This window comes from Mesorhizobium sp. M0136 (genome assembly GCF_040322515.1).
Classification (GTDB): Bacteria; Pseudomonadota; Alphaproteobacteria; order Rhizobiales; family Rhizobiaceae; genus Mesorhizobium.
Genome location: NZ_JAMYTP010000004.1, coordinates 180,304 through 198,024 on the forward strand (window position 1 = coordinate 180,304; position 17,721 = coordinate 198,024).

A 17,721-nucleotide genomic window follows, 5' to 3' on the forward strand; every position below is an offset into this window, starting at 1 on the left:
TAGCCTCCACATGGTGCAACGACAAAGTCAATGCAAGCCCTCCGGGATGCGCCGCCAACGGGTGCTTTCGCGTCAATACCTCGAAGTTGTGCCAAGGTTGTGCCGGCCCGCCAAGGCGGCTATGCCGCTCACCAATTCACAAGGACGATTGCCATCGATATGACCAGCGCACTGCCTTTCGACGATTTTCGCGACCTCCTGGTGAGCCTGCCGCCGGCAGATATGGTTGCCAGCACCCGCGTTCGCCAGTTGTTTGCGAAGGCAGACAAGCCCGAAGGCTCGCTTGGCCGCATCGAGGACATCGCCGCCTGGCTCGCCGGCTGGAGCGGTCGCGCGCCGCCGGTGGTGACGCGACCATTGGTGGCGATCTTTGCCGGCAATCATGGCGTCACCCGCCACGGCATTTCGCCGCGCCCCGCCGCCGCTACGGCAAATGCAGTCGAGCTCTGCGCCGCCGGCGGCGCAGCGATCAACCAGATCTGCATCGCCAACGATCTCGGCTTGAAGGTGTTCGATCTGGCTCTGCACATTCCGACAGCCGACATCACCGAGGATGCGGCACTGGACGAGCGCGGTTGCGCCGCCACCATAGCCTTCGGCATGGAGGCGATTGCCGGCGGCACCGACCTGCTTTGCCTTGGCGACCTCGGCGTTGGCAATTCGACTGTCGCCGCGGCCCTTTGCACGGCACTGTTCGGCGGCACCGGCGCCGACTGGGTCGGCCCTGGATCTGGGGCCGACGCAGCGATGCAAAGGCGCAAGGCGGAGGTGGTCGATGCCGCGGTCGCGTTTCACCGCACGAGCCTCAAGGACCCGCTGGAAGCGCTGCGCCGGGTTGGTGGACGGGAATTCGCAGCGATCTGCGGCGCCATTCTGGCGGCGCGGATGCAGAAGATCCCGGTGCTGCTCGATGGGTTTGCGGTGACTGCGGCCGCTGGCGTCCTACATACCGCCAACCCCGCCGCGCTCGATCACTGTCTCCTCGCAAGCCTGTCGCCGGAGCCTGGCCATGCCAAGGCCGCCGAGCGCCTCGGCCTTCGCCCGCTGCTCGATCTGGGCGTCAGTCAAGGCGAGGGGGTAGGAGCGGCGCTTGCCGCCGGCCTGGTCAAGGCGGCCGCGCTGACCAGCTCCGGCATGGCAGCCGCGGTCGGCGGTTAAGCATTCAGCGCCGGCGCGAAGCAACCGCCTTGGTCGGCAGCGCCGGCAGTTCCTCCATCACCCGGCTCAGCGGGAAGATGGCGATCGCCTCGGTCCCTTCGCGCAGCCTGGAATGGAGCTGGAATTCGCCGCCATGCATGGCCAGCAGGCCTTGCACGATCGGCAGGCCAAGCCCTGTACCCTGTTCGGCGCTCTTGATGGCGATCGAGCCCTGGCCGAAGGCCGAGAGCACGATCGGAATCTCGTCTTCCGGTATGCCCGGCCCATTGTCCTTGACGGAGAGATATTGCCCGCCGCCCGCCGTCCATCCGACGCGCACGCGGATTTCGCCGCCGGTCGCGGTGAACTTGATGGCGTTGGACAAGAGGTTGAGCACAATCTGCCGCACCGCGCGTTCGTCGGCAAACAGGCGCGGCAAGGCGTTTTCGAAATCCTGGACGATGCGGATGTCCTTGTTGCGCGCCTTCAACTCCATCATGTGGCAGCAATCCTCGACGACGGAAAGCAGCATCATCGGCTCCTCGTTGAGCTGATAACGGCCCGCTTCGATACGCGACAGGTCGAGGATTTCGTTGATCAGGTCGAGCAGATGCTGTCCGGAGTCGTGCACGTCACGGGCATAGTCGCGATATGTCGGGTTGCTCATCGGGCCGAGCACCTCGTTGGCCATCACTTCGGAAAAGCCGAGAATGGCGTTGAGCGGCGTGCGCAATTCGTGGCTCATCGAGGCCAGGAAACGCGATTTCGCCAGATTGGCGTCTTCCGCCCGCCGCCGTGCCTCGTCCGACATCGATTTCGCCGTCTCCAGTTCGGCGATCAGCGCATCCTTTTCGGAGCGGAACGAAAACAGCATCAGCGAGGAACGGTTGAGCTGGCGCGCCACATAGGCGAAGAACGGCAGCGACGAGATCAGCAACCCGGCCATGATCACTTCGACCGGCATCCATAATTTTGCACTGGCATAGGCATAGATGGCGACCGGAAGCGCGAAGGTCGCCAACAGCGCACCGCGAAGGGACGATGCCAGGATCGCGGTTGCCGACATGGCGAGCAGCAGCACCACCGCCTTGGCGACCTGGAACTGATCGATTTGGCAAGCTTCGCAGCCAAGCCATGCGAACCAGGCCCAGCCAAGCCCGCAAAGAAAATGGCCGATCAGGAAATCCCTGTGCGTCTCCAGCGGGTTGAGCTCGGACGCTTGAGTGACGCGTCTGGCCATGAACGCAACGATGGTATAGCAGATGAATGTGAACAGCGCCCAGACGCCGATCTCCTTGCCGAGGCCCGCGAACAAGCCTGCCGCGGCCGTTGCCAGAACGAGCAGCGGGATAACGATCACGCCGCCGGTCATCGAAAGCGCGTGGAGCTTCAACAACTCGCGGTCGAAGTCGGGATTTCCGGCTTGCTGCGAAAGACGGTCGCGCGTCTTGCGCACCGCGCGCGCGACGTCGCTGTTGCGATGGCGTTTCCTGCGGTCCACAATAAACTTGTCCGCCGTGGTCGAGCGTTGCAGGGGCATGAAGTCTTCAATTTACGCGGGCAGCAATTTCAAATCGTTAAGCTACGTTCGAATGATTAACCAACGGTTTGCCATATGAGCCGTTCGTGGTCGCGATGGCCGCGCCAGCGATACTATGCGCCGCGTCCGCGAAGCCTGTGGCGCCGACTGATGGACTATGGGCTGACACTCATCGTGCTCGGCCTGCTGATCCTCCTGGCGGCGCGCCTCGACCGGGTGGAGACGCGCAAGACGGAGGGCGCGGCCACCGTCAATGATGGCGATAGCATCACGCTCGGCAGCGAGCGCATCCGCATGCGTGGCATCGATGCGCCGGAATATTCGCAAATCTGCCGCAAGGACGGTGCCGACTATCCTTGCGGCAAGCTCGCGCGGCAGTCCCTGGTGCGGTTGATAGCCGGCAAAGCGGTCTCCTGCAGCGGCTGGCAGCGCGACCGCTACGGCAGGCTGCTCGGCGACTGCAAGGCCGGCGGCAAGGATCTCAACCGCGCACAGGTCGAGGCCGGCTGGGCGGTCGCCTTTGGCGATTTCGAGACCGAGGAAGCTGCTGCGCGCGCGGACAAAGCCGGCATCTGGGGCGGAACTTTCGACGAGCCGAAGAACTGGCGCGAGAGCCACGGCCATGAGCTGGTCGAAAGAAAGCACGGCACCTTGGCGTCGATCGGCGATGCCCTGCGTGAAATTTTTCGCTTCTGGTGAGTTGTGCTTATAGTTCGTCGGGACGGACGAGGAGGATGGAGATGAAGCTGTTCGACGGCGGGCGCGCGCCCAATCCACGTCGGGTTCGGATTTTTCTGGCCGAAAAGGGACTTCAGGTTCCGCTGATGCCCGTCGACATGGGCGCGCTGGAGCACAAAGAGCAGCCGGTCAGCTCGCGCAATCCGCTGAAGCGTCTGCCGGTGCTCGAGCTCGATGACGGCACCATCATCACCGAATCCGTCGCAATCTGTCGTTACTTCGAGGAACTGCACCCCGAGCCGGCTTTGTTCGGGCATGGGGCGCTCGGCAAGGCAATCGTCGAGATGTGGCAAAGACGTCTGGAGTTCAATTTGTTCGGCTGCGTCGCCGCGGCCTTCCGGCACATCCACCCCGCAATGAGGGAATGGGAGATCCCGCAAATCCCCGAATGGGGCGAGGCCAACAAGCCGAAGGCGGTCGAATTCCTGAGATTTCTGGACACTGAGCTCGCCGGCAGGGAATTCGTCGCCGGCGATGCCTATTCGATCGCTGACATCACCGGGCTGGTCGCCATCGATTTCATGAAGCCGGCTCGCATCAAGGTACCCGAAGAGTGCACCAACGTGCTGCGCTGGCATCGGGAAATCTCCAGCCGGCCGAGTGCCGCCGCCTGATAACGAGTCCCAAATGAGCGAACAGTTGGAAGCCCTGGCGGCGAGGGTGCGTGCCTGCCGCATCTGCGTCGATAAGCCAGCCGGCAGGCCGTTGCCGCACCAGCCGCGTCCGGTGCTCCGGCCATCGTCGAGCGCCCGCATCCTGATCGCCAGCCAGGCGCCGGGTACCAAGGTCCACATCACAGGGATGCCGTTCACCGATGCCTCCGGCGACCGGCTGCGAAGCTGGCTGGGCGTCGGCAGCGAGGAATTCTATGATACGGACAAGTTTGCCATCGTGCCGATGGGTTTTTGCTTTCCCGGTCAGGACGCCAAGGGCGCCGACCTGCCGCCGCGCCGCGAATGTGCGCCGGCCTGGCGCGCATTGCTGATGGCGCTGATGCCGCAGGTCGATCTGGTACTGACGATCGGCATCTACGCGCAAAGCTGGCATATGGGCGCGGCGCGCCGTCCCTCGCTGACCGAAACAGTCATGGACTGGCGCGCCATCTGGGCAGCGTCGACTGACCCGAAGATCGTGCCGCTGCCGCACCCGTCCTGGCGCAACACCGGCTGGCTGAAGCGCAATCCATGGTTTGAAATGGATTTGCTGCCCTTTCTGAGATCGGAAATCCGCTATCGCCTCGGCTAAGTGTTCAGCAAGAAATCACTCGCTTTTGCGCTATTCAACAGAATTTCTTTCTTGTAATAGGCTTGAGCAAGAGGGAATATGGTAATCTATTCCTCGAAGTGCGTCGCATGACGGGACGCGCGTTAAATTCTTGTTTTCATGCATGTCGTTGTGCCAAAGCCGCGCATTTTGACGATTTGCATCAGGGGAGCACCCAATGGACCGCCTCGATAGAAAAATTCTCCGCCTCCTGCAGGAGGATGCGACGCTTGCAGTCGCCGACGTCGCCAAGAAGGTCGGCCTGTCGACGACGCCGTGCTGGCGGCGCATCCAGAAGCTCGAAGAAGAGGGGGTCATCAAGCGGCGCGTTGCCATCCTCGATCATGAAAAGGTCAATGTGCGGGTGACGGTGTTCGTCTCGATCCGCACCAATTCGCACAGCCATGAATGGCTGCGGCGCTTTTCGGAGGTCATCCAGGAATTCCCGGAAGTGGTCGAATTCTACCGCATGAGCGGCGACGTCGACTATCTCTTGCGCGTCGTGGTGCCCGATATCGCCGCCTACGACGCCTTCTACAAGCGGCTGATCGCCAAGATCGAGATCCGCGACGTGTCGTCTTCCTTCGCCATGGAGCAGATCAAATACACGACCGAGATGCCGCTGGATTACATGGTGCTCGACAAGGAGTCCGGCGCCAACGCCGCCTGAGATTCTTTTGCTTAGTTTTTCTTTTTGTTGAGGAAAGTCCAGGGCGAGTTGACCGGCAGCGTGATCGTGTCCGGCACGGTGCCGACGTCGACCACCTCGGCCTTGCGCACAGCGTAGCCCGACTGGATGACACTTACGCCGTCAAGGATAAAAAGCTGACTCTTCTCCATGCCCGGCTGCAAGGCGCCGGTCACCGAAACCGGCTGGTAGGCCTCAGACATCCGGTAGGGTTGGGCAGGCGTAACGAGGACGATCTGGTTGGGCGGCGGCGTCGGCATATGGCTGCAGGCCCCCGTCCAGGGCACCAGCAGGAATTGGTAGACGAGATCACCGTCGCGATCGACCGGCAGTGCATAGCCCGCGAGTTGTACGGTCTTGTCCTGCAAGTTGAGTGACAGCGTTTCGCCATGATCCGGCATTTTGGCCGCGATCATCGGCAGCCCGACGCTTTCGGCGGCTGCCTGGCTCGCCGGGCGCAGATCCTTCCAGAAAATATGCATCGTCCCGGCGCAAGCGTTGCCTGCGACAACAGAGACGAACACTGCGGCTGCAAGCGTCGCGCCTGACTTGAGACGGTTTTTCATTCCTGCTCCACTGCTGGGCCTTGATCTGCGGCCTATGCCAGCAAGTAAAGCTGCCGCTGTCGCCAAGGTCAACGTTCAAGCCGCATGACATGCCGGCGCGAGCCGGTCATGCCGATCTCGCGAAAGCCGCGGGCGACGAACATGTCACGAAAACCCATGAAGCTGTAGCTCGGCGATGCCTGGTCGACCGGATAAGCCTCGATCGTCGTGGCACCTTTGGCAAAGGCGTGATCGATGGCTGCATCAAGCAATGCGCTTGCCAGCCCGCCACCGCGCAACGCTCTCGGCACAAAGAAGCAGACGATCGACCAGATCCCGGCCTCGCGGTCATCCTGCTGCCGTGACAACTTGCGGTAGGTCTGGCGCGGCGCGACCGAGCACCAGCCGACAGTCCGGCCATCGAACTGGGCGACAATGCCGACCGGTGTGCCGGTGTCGATCAGCGCCATCATCGCGCGTTTCTTCTCGTCGTTCTCGACATGCTCGCGGCGGTCGAGATTGCGCCAAGCCGTACACCAGCAGTATTTCGGCCCGCCGGGTTGTTCGAACAGGTTTTCGAAATCGGCGCGCGTCGATTGCGTCACCTCCGTGAAGCGCACTTCGCTCAGGTCAAGCTTTTCTGGCGGCGAGCCGTTCGAGCGTCTTGGCATCGGAGAGTTCCTTCACGGCATCCTTGCCGATCCAGCGAGCAGTCCTGTCTGTCGAGGCCGCCAGTTTTAGCGCCACGGCAAGGGCAGGGCCGTGCAAATTCATCGATCGCTTGCCGATCGAACGAAGCGCCCAGTTCACGGCCTTCTTCACAAAATTGCGGCCGTCGGTCGCATGCGCTTCGATGATCGGCAGGAATTCGAGGAAGGTCGTCTCGGGTTCCTTCTTCCGGTGGACTACCGACCAGGCCATCATCGCAAAAGCCGTGCGTCGAACAAATTCCCGTTCGTCGACCGCGAATTCGGCGATCAATTCCTTCCAGCAATCCGTATCGACAAAGAGATCGGAGACCCCGTCGACGATATCCCACGAGTCGAAAGTCGCCGCCCATCGTCTTGCATCCGCGGCGGAGAACCGCTCCGGATCGGCTGTCACGGAAGCGATGAACTGCGCCTCCATGATGCCTGTCTGCCAAAGCTCAAAAGCCCGCTCATGGTTGCGCTTGATTTTCTTGGCAATCTGCCGCTGCACGCCATGCGAGATACCGAGCGCACGTTCGATCTTGATGCCGTAGCGCAGCATGCCAAGTCGATTTTCCTCCGAGGCGATCGAGCGCAGATGAGCGACAATTTCATCGGCGCTGGATTGAGGCGAAAGCTCGGCCACGGCGAAATCCTATTTCTCCAGCCGCGCCAGCAGCGAGGACGTGTCCCAGCGCTTGCCGCCCATCGCCTGCACGTCCTTGTAGAACTGGTCGACGAGTGCCGTCACCGGCAGTTTGGCGCCGTTGCGGTCGGCCTCGGCGAGGCAGATGCCAAGATCCTTGCGCATCCAGTCGACAGCGAAGCCGAAATCATATTTGCCGGCATTCATCGTCTTGTGCCGGTTCTCCATCTGCCAGGAACCGGCCGCACCCTTGGAAATCACCTCTATGACCTTTTCGATGTCGAGCCCAGCCTTCTTGCCGAAATGAATGCCCTCGGCCAGGCCCTGAACGAGGCCGGCGATGCAGATTTGGTTGATCATCTTGGTGAGCTGGCCAGCCCCGGCCGGTCCCATCAATCCGACCATGCGGGCATAAGCATCTATGACAGGCTTCGCCCTGTCGAAGGCGTCGGGCTCGCCGCCGACCATCACGGTCAGCATGCCGTTCTCGGCGCCTGCCTGACCGCCGGAGACCGGGGCGTCGAGGAACGAACACCCGAGCGCTTGCGCCTGCTGCGCCAGTTCGCGCGCGACCTCGGCCGATGCGGTGGTGTTGTCGATGAAGATGGCGCCTTTCATCATGGAATTGAAGGCGCCTCCGGCGCCGGTCGTCACCGAGCGCAGGTCGTCGTCATTGCCGACGCAGGAAAAGACGAAGTCCTTGCCCTCGGCCGCCTCGGCTGGCGTCGCGGCGAGGCTGCCGCCATGCTGGGCAACCCACTGCTCGGCCTTCGCCCTGGTGCGGTTGTAGACGGTGACGTCGTGACCACCCTTGTTCTTGAGATGCCCGGCCATCGGATAGCCCATGACGCCAAGACCGAGAAATGCCACCGAAGCCATGTTTTCGAATCCCTTAGAAGCCTGCTTTGCCGGTCTTCTTACCGGATCAGGCAAGGCGATGGGAGTCAGCGGTGCAGATGGATGGTGATGCGCCGTTCGATCCACTCGACACCGTGGCGCAGTGTTTCAACGATGACCAGGTAGATGATCGCCGCCCAGATATACGACTGAAAGTCGAAGGTGCGCGCATAGGTGAGCCGGGTGATCCCCATCAAATCGTAGACCGTGATGATGGCGACGATTGCCGAGCCCTTGATCATCAGGATGATCTCGTTGCCATAGGGGCGCAGCGCCACAATCAGCGCCTGTGGCAGGATGATTTTCCACATCGTCTGTAGTTTATGCAGGCCGAGCGAGGCGGCACCTTCCCATTGGCCCCTCGGCACGCTCTCAATCGCGCCACGCAAGATCTCAGCCTGGTACGCGGCCGTATTCAGCGAAAAGGCGAAGATCGCGCAGTTGAACGCTTCGCGGAAGAAGCCCCATAGTCCGACCATCTCGAGCTCCGGCCGGAAGGAGCCGACCCCGTAGTAGACCAGGAAGGTCTGCGCCAACAGCGGCGTGCCGCGAAAGAAATAGACATAGGCATAGGCGAACCCCGAAAGGATCGGGTTCTTCGACATGCGTGCATAGGCGATCGGCACCGACAGGATCGCGCCAAGCACAATCGAGATGGCAACCAGCAACAGGGTGATGCCGAGGCCGGATATGTAACCGGGTGCATATTTCTGGAAGAACACTGGGTTCCACGCAGCGACCAGGTAGACGACCATGCCAATGCCGAGAGCGATCCACAGGCCGACCAGGACATGGCCGAGGATGCGTTGGCGCGACCAGCCGCGTGCGGGCGGCGGCGGCCGGTCGACCTTCAGCGTGTCGGTGGCAAGGCTCATCGCTTGACCTCGCTGCCGCCGACCGCTCGTTCGATCGCGTTGATGCCGAAGGAGGAGACGATCGCCAGCAGGAGATAGATCAGACCGGCAAAACCGTAAAACAGGAACGCGTGCTTGGTGACGCGAGCGGCAACCCCGCTCTGCCGGAGGATCTCGTTGAGGCCGACGGCCGAGACGAGCGCGGTGTCCTTGAGCAGGATAAGCCAGAGATTGGCAAGTCCGGGCAAGGCGATGCGGATCAACTGCGGCAGCACGATCAGCCGCATAGTCTGGCCGCTGGACAGGCCAACCGAATAGCCTCCCTCATATTGCCCTTTTGGAATGGCGCGGAACGCGGATAAAAACACCTCGCTGGAATAAGAGGAAAAAATGAAGCACAGCGCGATCATACCGGCGACGAAGCTGTTGACGTCGGCGGACGTTCCGGGGCTCACCAGCCGGACAAAGTACTGCAGGATCAATGGGATGCCGAAGAAGATCAGAAACAGCGTGAGCAGCTCGGGTATTCCGCGAAAAATCGTGGTGTAGATGTTCCCGGCCAGTCTCAGCGACGGCTCTTCCGACTGTTTGGCCAGCGCCACGAAAAAGCCGAGCGTCAGCCCGAAGGGCAGAGTGGCCAGCGCAAGACATACCGTAACAAATACACCCGCAGCGATATCGTCGAGCCAGCCTTCGGGTCCCCAACTGAGAAGCGTCAGTGCGCTCTGCATCCGCCTGCCTGTTCTCCTTGAGGCTCTTTGAGACCCGTACCGCATCACCCCTGGTGCGCGGCAACCTTATAAGAACGGCGGGAATCTCCCGCCGTTCACGTCTTCCTATGTCGGTCGATCAGGATTCGCCGCCATAAACATCATATTTGAAGTATTTGTCGTTGATTTCCTTGTACTTTCCGTTTGCGCGGATGGCGTCGATCGCCGCATTGAACTTGTTGACGAGGTCGGTCTCGCCCTTGCGCACGGCAATGCCGGCGCCCGGACCGTGGATTTCGATAACCGGCTTGATTGTGCCGACCAGCTTGCAGCAGGCGCCGTCCGGCGAATCCAGCCATTGCTGCAGCACGACGACGTCGTCATTGGCGGCATCGAGCCGACCATTGGCCAGATCGAGCTGGTATTCCTGTGCGGTCGGGTACGGCTTGACCGTGCTTTCGGTATAAGTCTTGGTCGAATAGTTGAAATGCGTGGTGGACGCCTGCACGCCGATCGTCTTGCCGGCCAAATCTTCCTTGGTGACACCCTTGATGTCGGTGTCCTTGGGCGCGGCGATCGCCGGCGGCGTATTGTAATATTTGTGGGTGAAGTCGACCTTCTCGGCGCGTTCCGGCGTGATCGACATCGACGCGACGATGGCGTCGAACTTGCCTGCCTGAAGGGCTGGAATGATGCCGTCCCAGTCCTGCGCGACGAAGGTGCACTTCACCTTCATCTCGTCGCACAGCGCCTTGGCGATGTCGATATCAAAGCCCACGAGTTGGCCGTCGGCGGTGAGGTTGTTGAATGGCGGATACGCTCCCTCGGTGCCGATCCTCAAGGTTTTTTCCTGGGCCTGGGCAACGCCAAGCGTCAGCAGCGCAGCCGAAGCGGCGAGCGCGATACGCAGTGCAATACGCATAATGGTCCTCTCTGTTGGTCCCGGCCGTCGTTCCCGAACGGCTCTGTGGGCGGTGCTTTTGACCGCCCGCTGGCGCGATACTCCCATTGTTTCCCAAGAAAAAGCAACTGCAAAAACCGTCGCTTGAGGGAAGGTCATGTTCAGAAAACGGTGACGCTGGGTCAAACGCCTAGATGGAGAGAAAGTGGCCGGAACCCCCTGCGGCCGCGATCTCAGCGCGTCAGGCCGGTGGCGCGCTCGATGAAGTCAGCTATCGAATTCGTGTCGTCGAGATCAAAGGCCGGCAGGTCTTCGCCGACAATGTGGAAGTCGGAGGCGATGGCGACAATGTGTGGATCGGCTGCAGAGAGCGGTGTCCGGTCCTTGGCCTCGAGCCGTCGCGTCTCGATTTTCTTGTGCGCCTCGCGCTTGTAACCCTCGACCAGCACGATATCGGAGGGTGCCAGCCGTGACAGGATCGCGTCCAGCGTCGGCTCGTCCTCGCCGCGCAATTCGTGCATCAGCGCCCAGCGCCTGCCCGACACGACCGCGACCTCCATCGCTCCCGCCTGCCGGTGGCGAAAGCTGTCCGCTCCGGGTTTGTCGATGTCGAAATCATGATGGGCGTGTTTTACCGTCGACACTTTCCAGCCGCGCCGGACGAGCTCGGCCACCAGCTTTTCGGTCAATGTCGTCTTGCCGGAGTTCTTCCAGCCGGTGATGCCAAAGATACGTCTTTTCATGGCTCGATGCTCTGCAACAGATGCGCGGCCTGGGCAAGGTCGTCGGGAGTGTTGATGTTGAAGAACGGATCGATCTCGGCTCCGCCGGATTTCAGGATGGGAAATTCCACCTCGACAAAACCGTGCCGGTCGATGAACGCCGCAACGCGCCGGTTGTCTTCCTCGACGAGAAATTGTCGCAAGGCCTGATCTAACCCTAGCGGCCACAGTGCAAAGGTCGGATGTCGTTTTCCGCCGGAAAAGGAGACCGCGATAGAGCCCGGGCGCGCATAGGCTGCCGCGAGCAGCCGCTCGACCATGTCCTTGGGCAGGAAAGGCGTATCGCCGGCAGCCGTGACCAGCGCCTGGCAGGCCGTGTCGGAAGCCCATTCGAGGCCGGTCAGTATCCCGGCAAGCGGCCCGGCATAACCTTTGACGGTGTCGGCAAGCACCGGAAGCCCCGTCGCGGCAAACCGTGTCGGATCGCCATTGGCGTTTAGCGCAAGCGGGCCGACCTGCGGGCCAAGGCGCGAAACGACACGGTCGAGCAGGGTGCCGTCGCCAAGCGCAAGCAGGGTCTTGTCGCCGCCACCCATCCGGCTCGATCGGCCGCCGGCCAGAATGATCCCTGCGATATGTCGGCCCATCGTTTGCTGCCTAGACCCAATGACCAAAATCCAGTTTTCAAATCGGACAGTCGTCGACAGTCATCCTATATGCCGTCCGGCGCCATGTCCGGTCCAGTGCTTTCGGCGGCTGTTTTTCGCCGGCCGACGATCCGTTCGCGGTAGAGTGCATAGAGGCCTGAGGCGATGATGATCGTGGCACCGACGATCATCGGCAGATCCGGGACATCGCCGAAGATCGTGAAGCCAAGCAGGATCGACCAGAGCAGGGCGGTGTAACGGAACGGCGCGATGAAGGAGATATCGCCCACCCGCATCGCCGTGATGATGGAGTGGTAGCCGATGAGCACGAGCACTGCCGCCAGCGCCAGAAACGCCGTGCTTTGTCCTGTCATCGGTGTCCAACCGCCCATCGGTGAAAGCAATGCCGCGCCCAGAAACGTCATGGCAAGGGCGGTGGCGCTCGACACCAGCAATGTCGGAATTGCCTGCGGTATCCGCTTGGTGGCGAGATCGCGCACCGCACAGCATGCCACGCTGGCCAGCGCCAGCAGAGAAAAGACGCTGAACCCTTCGAAGCCCGGCCGCACGATGATCAGCACGCCGGCAAAACCGACGGCAATAGCCAGCCAGCGCCGCCAGCCGACGCCCTCGTTGAGCACAAGCGCTGCGCCCATCGTTACCGCCAGCGGCAGCGCCTGCAGCACGGCGGAGACATTGGCGATCGGAAGATGCGCCAGAGCAACCAAGAACGACACCGTGGCGCCGGCCTCGCTGGCAACGCGCAGCGCAACGGTCGGCTGCAGCATCGAACCTGGCCGGGCAAGCGCGCCGCGTTGCCACGCAAGCAGGCCAACGAAAAGCGAAGCGAAGGCGCCGCGGATCAGCATGACCTGCGCCATGTTCATCGATTCCGACGAGAATTTGGTGATAGCGTCGTTGAGGGTGAAACCAGCCATGGCCACCATCATGAACAACGCGCCGCGCAGGTTTGGCGAAAGAGGCAAGGCAGATTACCGGGTGAATCCTGCAGCAAGCGTCTAGCAGGCACCCGCAAAACAGCAACGTCAAAGGGCTGGGCCACAGCCTTTCTATGGCCCGTAACATCTGTCGCGCAAGAGCGGCAGGGCTTATTTGGGCGTCAGTACCTCGGTGCCGTTGCCTTCCTTACCGGCAATCGTCCACAGGCCACGCAGCGAGCCGTCGTCCTGCACCTTGTAGACGACAAGACCGACCGCCTTGCCCATGACATAACCGGCGGAGAAGGCATCGTCGTTGCGCATGCAGATGCCGTCCGAGGACGAGCCGCCCGTCTCCCAATGGATCGTGCAGGTCGTCTCGCTGGTCAGCGTGATCGCGCCTGCGTTGGCCGAGAACGGCGCTTCGGCGTCGGCAGTCGAACGGATGTCCACGCCGGGTCACGAAGCGAATGAGCTCGCTCGCCGCATCGGGAAATGGAACGTCGTCAACACGATCTGGCCAACCCCCGGTGCGCAGCCGATCGTGATGACCGGGCTGGTGGCCGAACGTACGATGATCGGCCCCTTCATGCAGGAGGTGATGCGCCCGGCGCCCGGGTCGAAAATCCCGGACTTCCAGCGGATAGCCTATTTGAGCTATGACCGGGTGGAGGGCCGCTGGAAGTATGTCTCCATGGACACCCGTTTCCCGGCAGGGATCATGCCCGCCTGGAGTTTTGGTGGCGAGGAGGACGGCAAGATTTCACTGCTTTTCGAGCCGCTTGGTTTCGTCGGCTTCGGGCCCGAGGTCGAAGGGCGATTCACGGCCTCCGATTTCATCATTTCCAGGGACGGCGACAATCACGAAGTGGCCGAGCAACACTTCCTCCAGGCCAATGGCAGCGGCAAACAATGGCTTGCCGTACGATACGACTACACGCGCCAACAACCGTGACTCGCAAGCAAAAACAATAGGCTGCGAATAAGTTCTGACGTTGCCGGATGCTCACGGTCCCTTGAGGCTACCGGCGATCGCATCGACGAGCGGGTCGTATTTCGATTTCAGGGCTGGCGGATAGTCGATCCAGACCGTGCGGATGACACCATCTTTTCCGAACAGGCGGCGTTCGTAGAAGATGTTCCCGCCTTTGATGCCCGACAGCACCGCCCAGTCCTTGCCGGTCTTGCTGTAGGTGATCCTGTAGCCAGGTTCCTTGCTGGCCCTCTCGGCGGAGAGGAAGGCTTTCGGGGTGTCATCATCGACATTGAGAATGCCTGAACAGATCAGGCTGGCGCCATCGGCAGTGAGCCACTGTTGTCCATCGCCATTATCCGGCTCAGCCTGGCGAAGAGTGAAGATTTCATCCGGAAAGGTGCAGACGGTACCGAAGCGCTCGTTCGTATAGGTAAATGGCGCGGCAACTGCCATAGTCCCCGCCATCACTCCGAAAAACGTCAGGACTACAAGAAACCGCTGCACGCCTTGCCTCGCGCTGATACCAAGGCGATTGTTCTTGCACGAAATCGGCTAAAAATCAGCCGCCGGTGACGCTCATATGCCGCGACACCGACGGACGGTTGGTGCGGCGATCGATGATGAAGTCATGGCCTTTGGGCTTGCGGTCGATTGCTTCGTCGATGGCATCGGCGACCAGCTCGTTGCCTTCCGACGCACGCAGTGGCGCGCGCAGGTCTGCGGCATCTTCCTGGCCGAGGCACATGTAAAGGGTGCCGGTACAGGTCAGCCGGACCCGATTGCAGCTTTCGCAGAAATTATGCGTCATCGGCGTGATGAAGCCCAGCCGCCCGCGGGTCTCGGCGACATGGACGTAGCGGGCCGGGCCACCGGTCTTGTAGGGAATATCGCTCAGCGTGAATTGGCGCTCGAGTGCTGCACGCAGCAGCGACAGCGGCAAATACTGATCGGTGCGGTCGGCATCGATCTCGCCCATCGGCATGGTTTCGATGACCGTCAGATCCATGCCGCGGCCATGCGCCCAGCGTAGCATGTCTGGCAATTCGGCGTCATTGAAGTCCTTCAACGCCACCGCGTTGAGCTTTACCTTCAGCCCGGCCGCCTGCGCGGCGTCGATGCCATCCATGACCTTGTCCAGATTGCCCCAGCGGGTGATCTGTCGAAATTTGTCGGCATCAAGAGTATCGAGCGAGACGTTAATGCGTTTGACGCCGCAGTCGGCGAGCTCGGCGGCAAAGCGGGAAAGCTGCGATCCATTGGTGGTCAGCGTCAGCTCTTCCAGCGCACCGCTCTCGAGATGCCGCGAAAGCTGGCGCACAAGATGCATGATGTTCTTGCGTACCAGCGGCTCACCGCCGGTGAGGCGGAGCTTGCGCACGCCCTTTTCGATGAAGACCGTGCAGAGCCGGTCGAGCTCTTCCAGCGATAGCAGGTCCTTCTTGGGCAGGAAGGTCATGTCCTCTGCCATGCAATAGGTGCAGCGAAAATCGCAGCGGTCGGTAACCGACACGCGCAGGTAGGTGATCGTGCGACCGAAAGGATCGATCATATCCATGCTGTGCGCTTCCCGTGGCCGTGAACGGCTTCGTTATATATAGCTATGTGATACGAGCCAACTTGCCATTCAAGATATAAGCTCGCGATCTCCGGTAACATTCCGACGCCGACAGATCATGTCGGAACTTTCGATGCGGCCTTTTCCCTCGACACGAAGCGGCGTAGGGAAGGGCGGTTCTCCGCAGGATCCACCACCATGACAGCGCCGAAGGAACTCAGGGTCTCGAAAGATCGCAAGCTGCTTTCCGTGACCTTTCCGGGACATCAGCCGTTCGAGTTGCCGGCCGAGCTTTTGCGGGTCGCCTCGCCATCGGCCGAGGTGCAGGGCCATTCGCCCGAACAGCGCGTCACCGTTCCCGGCAAGCGCAATGTGGCGATCCTGAAGATCGAGCCGGTCGGCAACTATGCCGTGCGCATCACCTTCGACGATTTCCACGACACCGGTATCTTCACCTGGAACTACCTGCATACGCTGGGTCATGAGAAGGACGCACGCTGGGCCGCCTATCTCACCGAGCTGGAAGAGAAGGGGCTGAGCCGCGACCGCTGAATGGTTTCGCGGTATGCTCAGCGCAGGATCGCCAGTATCTCGCCGGTGTCATAGTAAAACGGCGTGCCTTCGATCAGTCGGTCATCCTTGAAGCGCAAGACTTCGGCAAACGGCTGTATGATTGTTGCACCAGTGGCTCGCGATGTCAGCGAAAGCATGCAGCTCATGAACACCACGTTATCGTTCTGGGCGGTTTGAAGATCCTCCACCGCCACGTCGCTCCAGATTTCCCGCATGTTGCGGAAAAGAGCGCCAACGCCGTCGAGGCCATTCCAGTCACCGGCATAGGGCAGGGACTGCGGCTCATGCACCACAATCTCGGCATGGAATGCGCTGGCAAGCACATCGAGGCTTTCCGACCCTGATTGCAGGAAACGCATTTCAACATTGAACATGTTTTCAATAAGTTCCATGGCGGTGCGTCGCCGGTCGAGCGGTTTATCCATTTTCGGTCTCCGTATCCGTCGGTGCGATTGTGTAGGTGAAAGCGGTTTGCCCTTCTTCGCGTTGCCGCGACACCCGTTTCCTGATGACCGGCAAGCGGGCACGATGTCGTGAAAACGTCATGCATCTGGAGTAGCGCCGGCAAAGCTTTGGAGACGAAAACATGTCCATGATCACCAGCGTCGAACAGCTCGAAACGCTCTATGGCCAGCCTGGCGAGGCGTCGGTGGTCAAAGAACTCGATCAGCTGATTCCCGAATACGCAGCTATCATCGAGGCTTCGCCGTTCGCCGTGCTCGCAACCTGCGGGCCTGAAGGGCTGGACTGCTCGCCGCGCGGCGATCTCGCCGGCTTCGTCCGCATCCACGATCCGAAAACGCTGATGATGCCGGACCGGCGCGGCAACAACCGTGCCGATTCGCTAAGGAACATCGTTCGCGATCCGCGCGTCGCGCTCCTATTCCTGGTGCCGGGTTCCGGCACGACGCTGCGCGTCAATGGCCGCGCCCACATCACCACCGATGCCGCACTCTGCGCCTCGTTCGCAGTCGAGGGCAAGCCGGCGCGCTCGGTGACGGTCATCGAGATCGCTGCGGTCTATTTCCAGTGCGCCCGCGCCATCCACCGGTCGGAGCTGTGGAACCCGGCAAGGCATGTCGACCCGAGATCGCCACCGACTCCCGGTCAAATCCTGGAAATCACCAGCCGCAAGAACATCGACGGCGAGGTCTACGACAAGGAATGGCCGGAGCGCGCGAAAAAATCGATGTGGTGAAGCACTTGTTGGTGGAGCACTGGGCTGTCAGGCGGTCTTCAAAACCTCGGCAACCCTACGCATCTGTTCGCCGATCATGTCGCATTGTTCCGGCGTCGACTGGCTCATCGCCTTCTCGATCAGCGCCATATGGACCTTCAGCGCCTGCATCAGCAGTGCCTCGCCGGCCTCGGTCAACGTCAGCCGCAGCACGCGCTTGTCCTTCTCGTCGCCCTCGCGGCGCAGCAGGCCGCGCGTCTCCAGCTGCGGCAAAAGCATGGTGATGTTGGAGCGACCGACCAGCAGCCGGCGAGCGAGGTCGTGCTGCGACATGCCGGGATGACGGTAGAGGTTCATCAGCACGTCGAGCTGCGCCGGCTTCAGGTCGAGCGGCGCCAGCTTCACCGCCAGGGTGCGTTCCAGCACGTGGCATGCGCGCGCCACTGCCACCCAGTTGCGAAAGCGCGGGTTGTCCCAGGGCAGGTCTTGCTTAATGTTCATGTTTGAACTATTATGTTCATGCTT

The 17,721-nt window shown here is 61.4% G+C and carries 23 protein-coding genes and 1 pseudogene; 8 read left to right on the forward strand and 16 right to left on the reverse strand.

All coding sequences use genetic code 11. The annotated features are described in order from the left end of the window. The first annotated feature begins 159 nt into the window (after positions 1-159). Complete coding sequence (locus tag NKJ35_RS06355; protein ID WP_352645701.1) at positions 160-1,158, forward strand: nicotinate-nucleotide--dimethylbenzimidazole phosphoribosyltransferase; 999 nt, start codon at positions 160-162, stop codon at positions 1,156-1,158. A 4-nt stretch (positions 1,159-1,162) separates the two neighbouring features. Here NKJ35_RS06355 and NKJ35_RS06360 read toward each other — a convergent pair whose 3' ends face one another. Further along, positions 1,163-2,677 (reverse strand): sensor histidine kinase, encoded by a 1,515-nt coding sequence (locus NKJ35_RS06360; protein ID WP_352478883.1) that lies wholly within the window; start codon positions 2,675-2,677, stop codon positions 1,163-1,165. Between the two features lie 75 nt (positions 2,678-2,752). On the opposite strand from NKJ35_RS06360, the gene NKJ35_RS06365 reads away from it, so the two are divergent. The 4 genes from NKJ35_RS06365 (at position 2,753) to NKJ35_RS06380 (ending at position 5,348) form a co-directional block, all read left to right on the forward strand. Then, positions 2,753-3,376, forward strand: a complete 624-nt coding sequence (locus NKJ35_RS06365; protein WP_254817264.1) for a thermonuclease family protein — start codon at positions 2,753-2,755, stop codon at positions 3,374-3,376. A gap of 41 nt (positions 3,377-3,417) precedes the next feature. Further along, positions 3,418-4,029: a glutathione S-transferase gene (locus tag NKJ35_RS06370; protein ID WP_352478881.1), complete on the forward strand. Its 612-nt coding sequence runs from the start codon at positions 3,418-3,420 to the stop codon at positions 4,027-4,029. 13 nt (positions 4,030-4,042) lie between these two features. Further along, positions 4,043-4,660, forward strand: a complete 618-nt coding sequence (locus tag NKJ35_RS06375) for a uracil-DNA glycosylase family protein (RefSeq protein WP_502895591.1) — start codon at positions 4,043-4,045, stop codon at positions 4,658-4,660. Between the two features lie 196 nt (positions 4,661-4,856). Then, positions 4,857-5,348, forward strand: coding sequence for an Lrp/AsnC family transcriptional regulator (locus NKJ35_RS06380; protein WP_006333679.1), 492 nt, complete (start codon positions 4,857-4,859; stop codon positions 5,346-5,348). A gap of 11 nt (positions 5,349-5,359) precedes the next feature. On the opposite strand, the gene NKJ35_RS06385 is transcribed toward NKJ35_RS06380, so the two are convergent. The 11 genes and pseudogenes from NKJ35_RS06385 to NKJ35_RS06435 form a co-directional block, all read right to left on the reverse strand. Further along, positions 5,360-5,932, reverse strand: a complete 573-nt coding sequence (locus NKJ35_RS06385; protein ID WP_352645704.1) for a DUF3299 domain-containing protein — start codon at positions 5,930-5,932, stop codon at positions 5,360-5,362. Between the two features lie 68 nt (positions 5,933-6,000). Next, positions 6,001-6,582 (reverse strand): GNAT family N-acetyltransferase, encoded by a 582-nt coding sequence (locus NKJ35_RS06390; RefSeq protein ID WP_352645706.1) that lies wholly within the window; start codon positions 6,580-6,582, stop codon positions 6,001-6,003. Beyond that, a complete protein-coding gene (locus NKJ35_RS06395; RefSeq protein ID WP_254817259.1) occupies positions 6,542-7,246 on the reverse strand; it encodes a DNA alkylation repair protein in 705 nt (234 codons plus the stop codon). Before NKJ35_RS06395 ends, NKJ35_RS06390 begins: the two co-directional genes overlap by 41 nt. A gap of 9 nt (positions 7,247-7,255) precedes the next feature. Next, entirely contained in the window at positions 7,256-8,179 is a 924-nt protein-coding gene (locus NKJ35_RS06400; RefSeq protein ID WP_352645708.1) for an NAD(P)-dependent oxidoreductase, read from the reverse strand. An 11-nt stretch (positions 8,180-8,190) separates the two neighbouring features. Continuing rightward, positions 8,191-9,018, reverse strand: a complete 828-nt coding sequence (locus NKJ35_RS06405; RefSeq protein WP_352645710.1) for an ABC transporter permease — start codon at positions 9,016-9,018, stop codon at positions 8,191-8,193. Then, complete coding sequence (locus NKJ35_RS06410) at positions 9,015-9,728, reverse strand: ABC transporter permease (RefSeq protein ID WP_254817256.1); 714 nt, start codon at positions 9,726-9,728, stop codon at positions 9,015-9,017. Before NKJ35_RS06410 ends, NKJ35_RS06405 begins: the two co-directional genes overlap by 4 nt. 118 nt (positions 9,729-9,846) lie before the next feature. Further along, entirely contained in the window at positions 9,847-10,629 is a 783-nt protein-coding gene (locus NKJ35_RS06415) for an ABC transporter substrate-binding protein (RefSeq protein WP_254817255.1), read from the reverse strand. Positions 10,630-10,841: 212 nt separating this feature from the next. Beyond that, positions 10,842-11,351, reverse strand: a complete 510-nt coding sequence (gene mobB / locus NKJ35_RS06420; protein ID WP_352645712.1) for a molybdopterin-guanine dinucleotide biosynthesis protein B — start codon at positions 11,349-11,351, stop codon at positions 10,842-10,844. After that, positions 11,348-11,977, reverse strand: coding sequence for a molybdenum cofactor guanylyltransferase MobA (gene mobA, locus NKJ35_RS06425; RefSeq protein WP_352645714.1), 630 nt, complete (start codon positions 11,975-11,977; stop codon positions 11,348-11,350). The genes mobB and mobA overlap by 4 nt, the downstream gene beginning before the upstream one ends. A gap of 65 nt (positions 11,978-12,042) precedes the next feature. Further along, positions 12,043-12,963 carry a DMT family transporter gene (locus tag NKJ35_RS06430; RefSeq protein ID WP_352645716.1) on the reverse strand — a complete coding sequence of 307 codons (921 nt, stop codon included), beginning with the start codon at positions 12,961-12,963 and terminating at the stop codon, positions 12,043-12,045. Between the two features lie 123 nt (positions 12,964-13,086). Next, a pseudogene (locus NKJ35_RS06435) lies at positions 13,087-13,311 on the reverse strand (hypothetical protein); the annotation flags it as partial. Between NKJ35_RS06435 and NKJ35_RS06440 the strand changes: the two are divergent. Continuing rightward, positions 13,232-13,870 carry a hypothetical protein gene (locus NKJ35_RS06440; protein WP_352645852.1) on the forward strand — a complete coding sequence of 213 codons (639 nt, stop codon included), beginning with the start codon at positions 13,232-13,234 and terminating at the stop codon, positions 13,868-13,870. The pseudogene NKJ35_RS06435 and the gene NKJ35_RS06440 sit on opposite strands and share 80 nt — an antisense overlap. Positions 13,871-13,921: 51 nt before the next feature. Here the strand turns inward: NKJ35_RS06440 and NKJ35_RS06445 are convergent, their stop codons facing one another. Together NKJ35_RS06445 and moaA are read right to left on the reverse strand one after the other, a co-directional pair. Beyond that, positions 13,922-14,344 (reverse strand): hypothetical protein, encoded by a 423-nt coding sequence (locus NKJ35_RS06445; RefSeq protein ID WP_352645718.1) that lies wholly within the window; start codon positions 14,342-14,344, stop codon positions 13,922-13,924. Positions 14,345-14,450: 106 nt separating this feature from the next. Further along, complete coding sequence (moaA, locus tag NKJ35_RS06450) at positions 14,451-15,446, reverse strand: GTP 3',8-cyclase MoaA (RefSeq protein WP_352645720.1); 996 nt, start codon at positions 15,444-15,446, stop codon at positions 14,451-14,453. A gap of 198 nt (positions 15,447-15,644) precedes the next feature. Between moaA and NKJ35_RS06455 the strand changes: the two genes are divergently transcribed. Then, positions 15,645-15,998 carry a gamma-butyrobetaine hydroxylase family protein gene (locus NKJ35_RS06455; protein WP_352645721.1) on the forward strand — a complete coding sequence of 118 codons (354 nt, stop codon included), beginning with the start codon at positions 15,645-15,647 and terminating at the stop codon, positions 15,996-15,998. Positions 15,999-16,015: 17 nt separating this feature from the next. Here the strand turns inward: NKJ35_RS06455 and NKJ35_RS06460 are convergent, their stop codons facing one another. Further along, positions 16,016-16,444 carry a nuclear transport factor 2 family protein gene (locus NKJ35_RS06460; RefSeq protein WP_254817245.1) on the reverse strand — a complete coding sequence of 143 codons (429 nt, stop codon included), beginning with the start codon at positions 16,442-16,444 and terminating at the stop codon, positions 16,016-16,018. 161 nt (positions 16,445-16,605) lie between these two features. On the opposite strand from NKJ35_RS06460, the gene NKJ35_RS06465 reads away from it, so the two are divergent. Then, positions 16,606-17,217 carry a pyridoxamine 5'-phosphate oxidase family protein gene (locus tag NKJ35_RS06465; RefSeq protein ID WP_352645723.1) on the forward strand — a complete coding sequence of 204 codons (612 nt, stop codon included), beginning with the start codon at positions 16,606-16,608 and terminating at the stop codon, positions 17,215-17,217. A 27-nt stretch (positions 17,218-17,244) separates the two neighbouring features. Here the strand turns inward: NKJ35_RS06465 and NKJ35_RS06470 are convergent, their stop codons facing one another. Continuing rightward, the gene (locus NKJ35_RS06470) at positions 17,245-17,697 is read right to left on the reverse strand and encodes a MarR family winged helix-turn-helix transcriptional regulator (protein ID WP_254817243.1); all 453 of its coding nucleotides are present in this window, start codon (positions 17,695-17,697) and stop codon (positions 17,245-17,247) included. Positions 17,698-17,721 lie beyond the last annotated feature (24 nt).

Excerpts from the sequence above, each read along its gene's own strand:
- NKJ35_RS06355 (WP_352645701.1), top strand. The coding sequence starts at position 160 with ATGACCAGCGCACTGCCTTTCGACGATTTTCGCGACCTCCTGGTGAGC.
- NKJ35_RS06360 (WP_352478883.1), bottom strand. The coding sequence starts at position 2,677 with ATGCCCCTGCAACGCTCGACCACGGCGGACAAGTTTATTGTGGACCGC.
- NKJ35_RS06365 (WP_254817264.1), top strand. The coding sequence starts at position 2,753 with ATGAGCCGTTCGTGGTCGCGATGGCCGCGCCAGCGATACTATGCGCCG.
- NKJ35_RS06370 (WP_352478881.1), top strand. The coding sequence starts at position 3,418 with ATGAAGCTGTTCGACGGCGGGCGCGCGCCCAATCCACGTCGGGTTCGG.
- NKJ35_RS06375 (WP_502895591.1), top strand. The coding sequence starts at position 4,043 with ATGAGCGAACAGTTGGAAGCCCTGGCGGCGAGGGTGCGTGCCTGCCGC.
- NKJ35_RS06380 (WP_006333679.1), top strand. The coding sequence starts at position 4,857 with ATGGACCGCCTCGATAGAAAAATTCTCCGCCTCCTGCAGGAGGATGCG.
- NKJ35_RS06385 (WP_352645704.1), bottom strand. The coding sequence starts at position 5,932 with ATGAAAAACCGTCTCAAGTCAGGCGCGACGCTTGCAGCCGCAGTGTTC.
- NKJ35_RS06390 (WP_352645706.1), bottom strand. The coding sequence starts at position 6,582 with ATGCCAAGACGCTCGAACGGCTCGCCGCCAGAAAAGCTTGACCTGAGC.
- NKJ35_RS06405 (WP_352645710.1), bottom strand. The coding sequence starts at position 9,018 with ATGAGCCTTGCCACCGACACGCTGAAGGTCGACCGGCCGCCGCCGCCC.
- NKJ35_RS06410 (WP_254817256.1), bottom strand. The coding sequence starts at position 9,728 with ATGCAGAGCGCACTGACGCTTCTCAGTTGGGGACCCGAAGGCTGGCTC.
- NKJ35_RS06415 (WP_254817255.1), bottom strand. The coding sequence starts at position 10,629 with ATGCGTATTGCACTGCGTATCGCGCTCGCCGCTTCGGCTGCGCTGCTG.
- mobB (WP_352645712.1), bottom strand. The coding sequence starts at position 11,351 with ATGAAAAGACGTATCTTTGGCATCACCGGCTGGAAGAACTCCGGCAAG.
- mobA (WP_352645714.1), bottom strand. The coding sequence starts at position 11,977 with ATGGGCCGACATATCGCAGGGATCATTCTGGCCGGCGGCCGATCGAGC.
- NKJ35_RS06445 (WP_352645718.1), bottom strand. The coding sequence starts at position 14,344 with ATGGCAGTTGCCGCGCCATTTACCTATACGAACGAGCGCTTCGGTACC.
- moaA (WP_352645720.1), bottom strand. The coding sequence starts at position 15,446 with ATGGATATGATCGATCCTTTCGGTCGCACGATCACCTACCTGCGCGTG.
- NKJ35_RS06455 (WP_352645721.1), top strand. The coding sequence starts at position 15,645 with ATGACAGCGCCGAAGGAACTCAGGGTCTCGAAAGATCGCAAGCTGCTT.
- NKJ35_RS06460 (WP_254817245.1), bottom strand. The coding sequence starts at position 16,444 with ATGGATAAACCGCTCGACCGGCGACGCACCGCCATGGAACTTATTGAA.
- NKJ35_RS06465 (WP_352645723.1), top strand. The coding sequence starts at position 16,606 with ATGTCCATGATCACCAGCGTCGAACAGCTCGAAACGCTCTATGGCCAG.
- NKJ35_RS06470 (WP_254817243.1), bottom strand. The coding sequence starts at position 17,697 with ATGAACATTAAGCAAGACCTGCCCTGGGACAACCCGCGCTTTCGCAAC.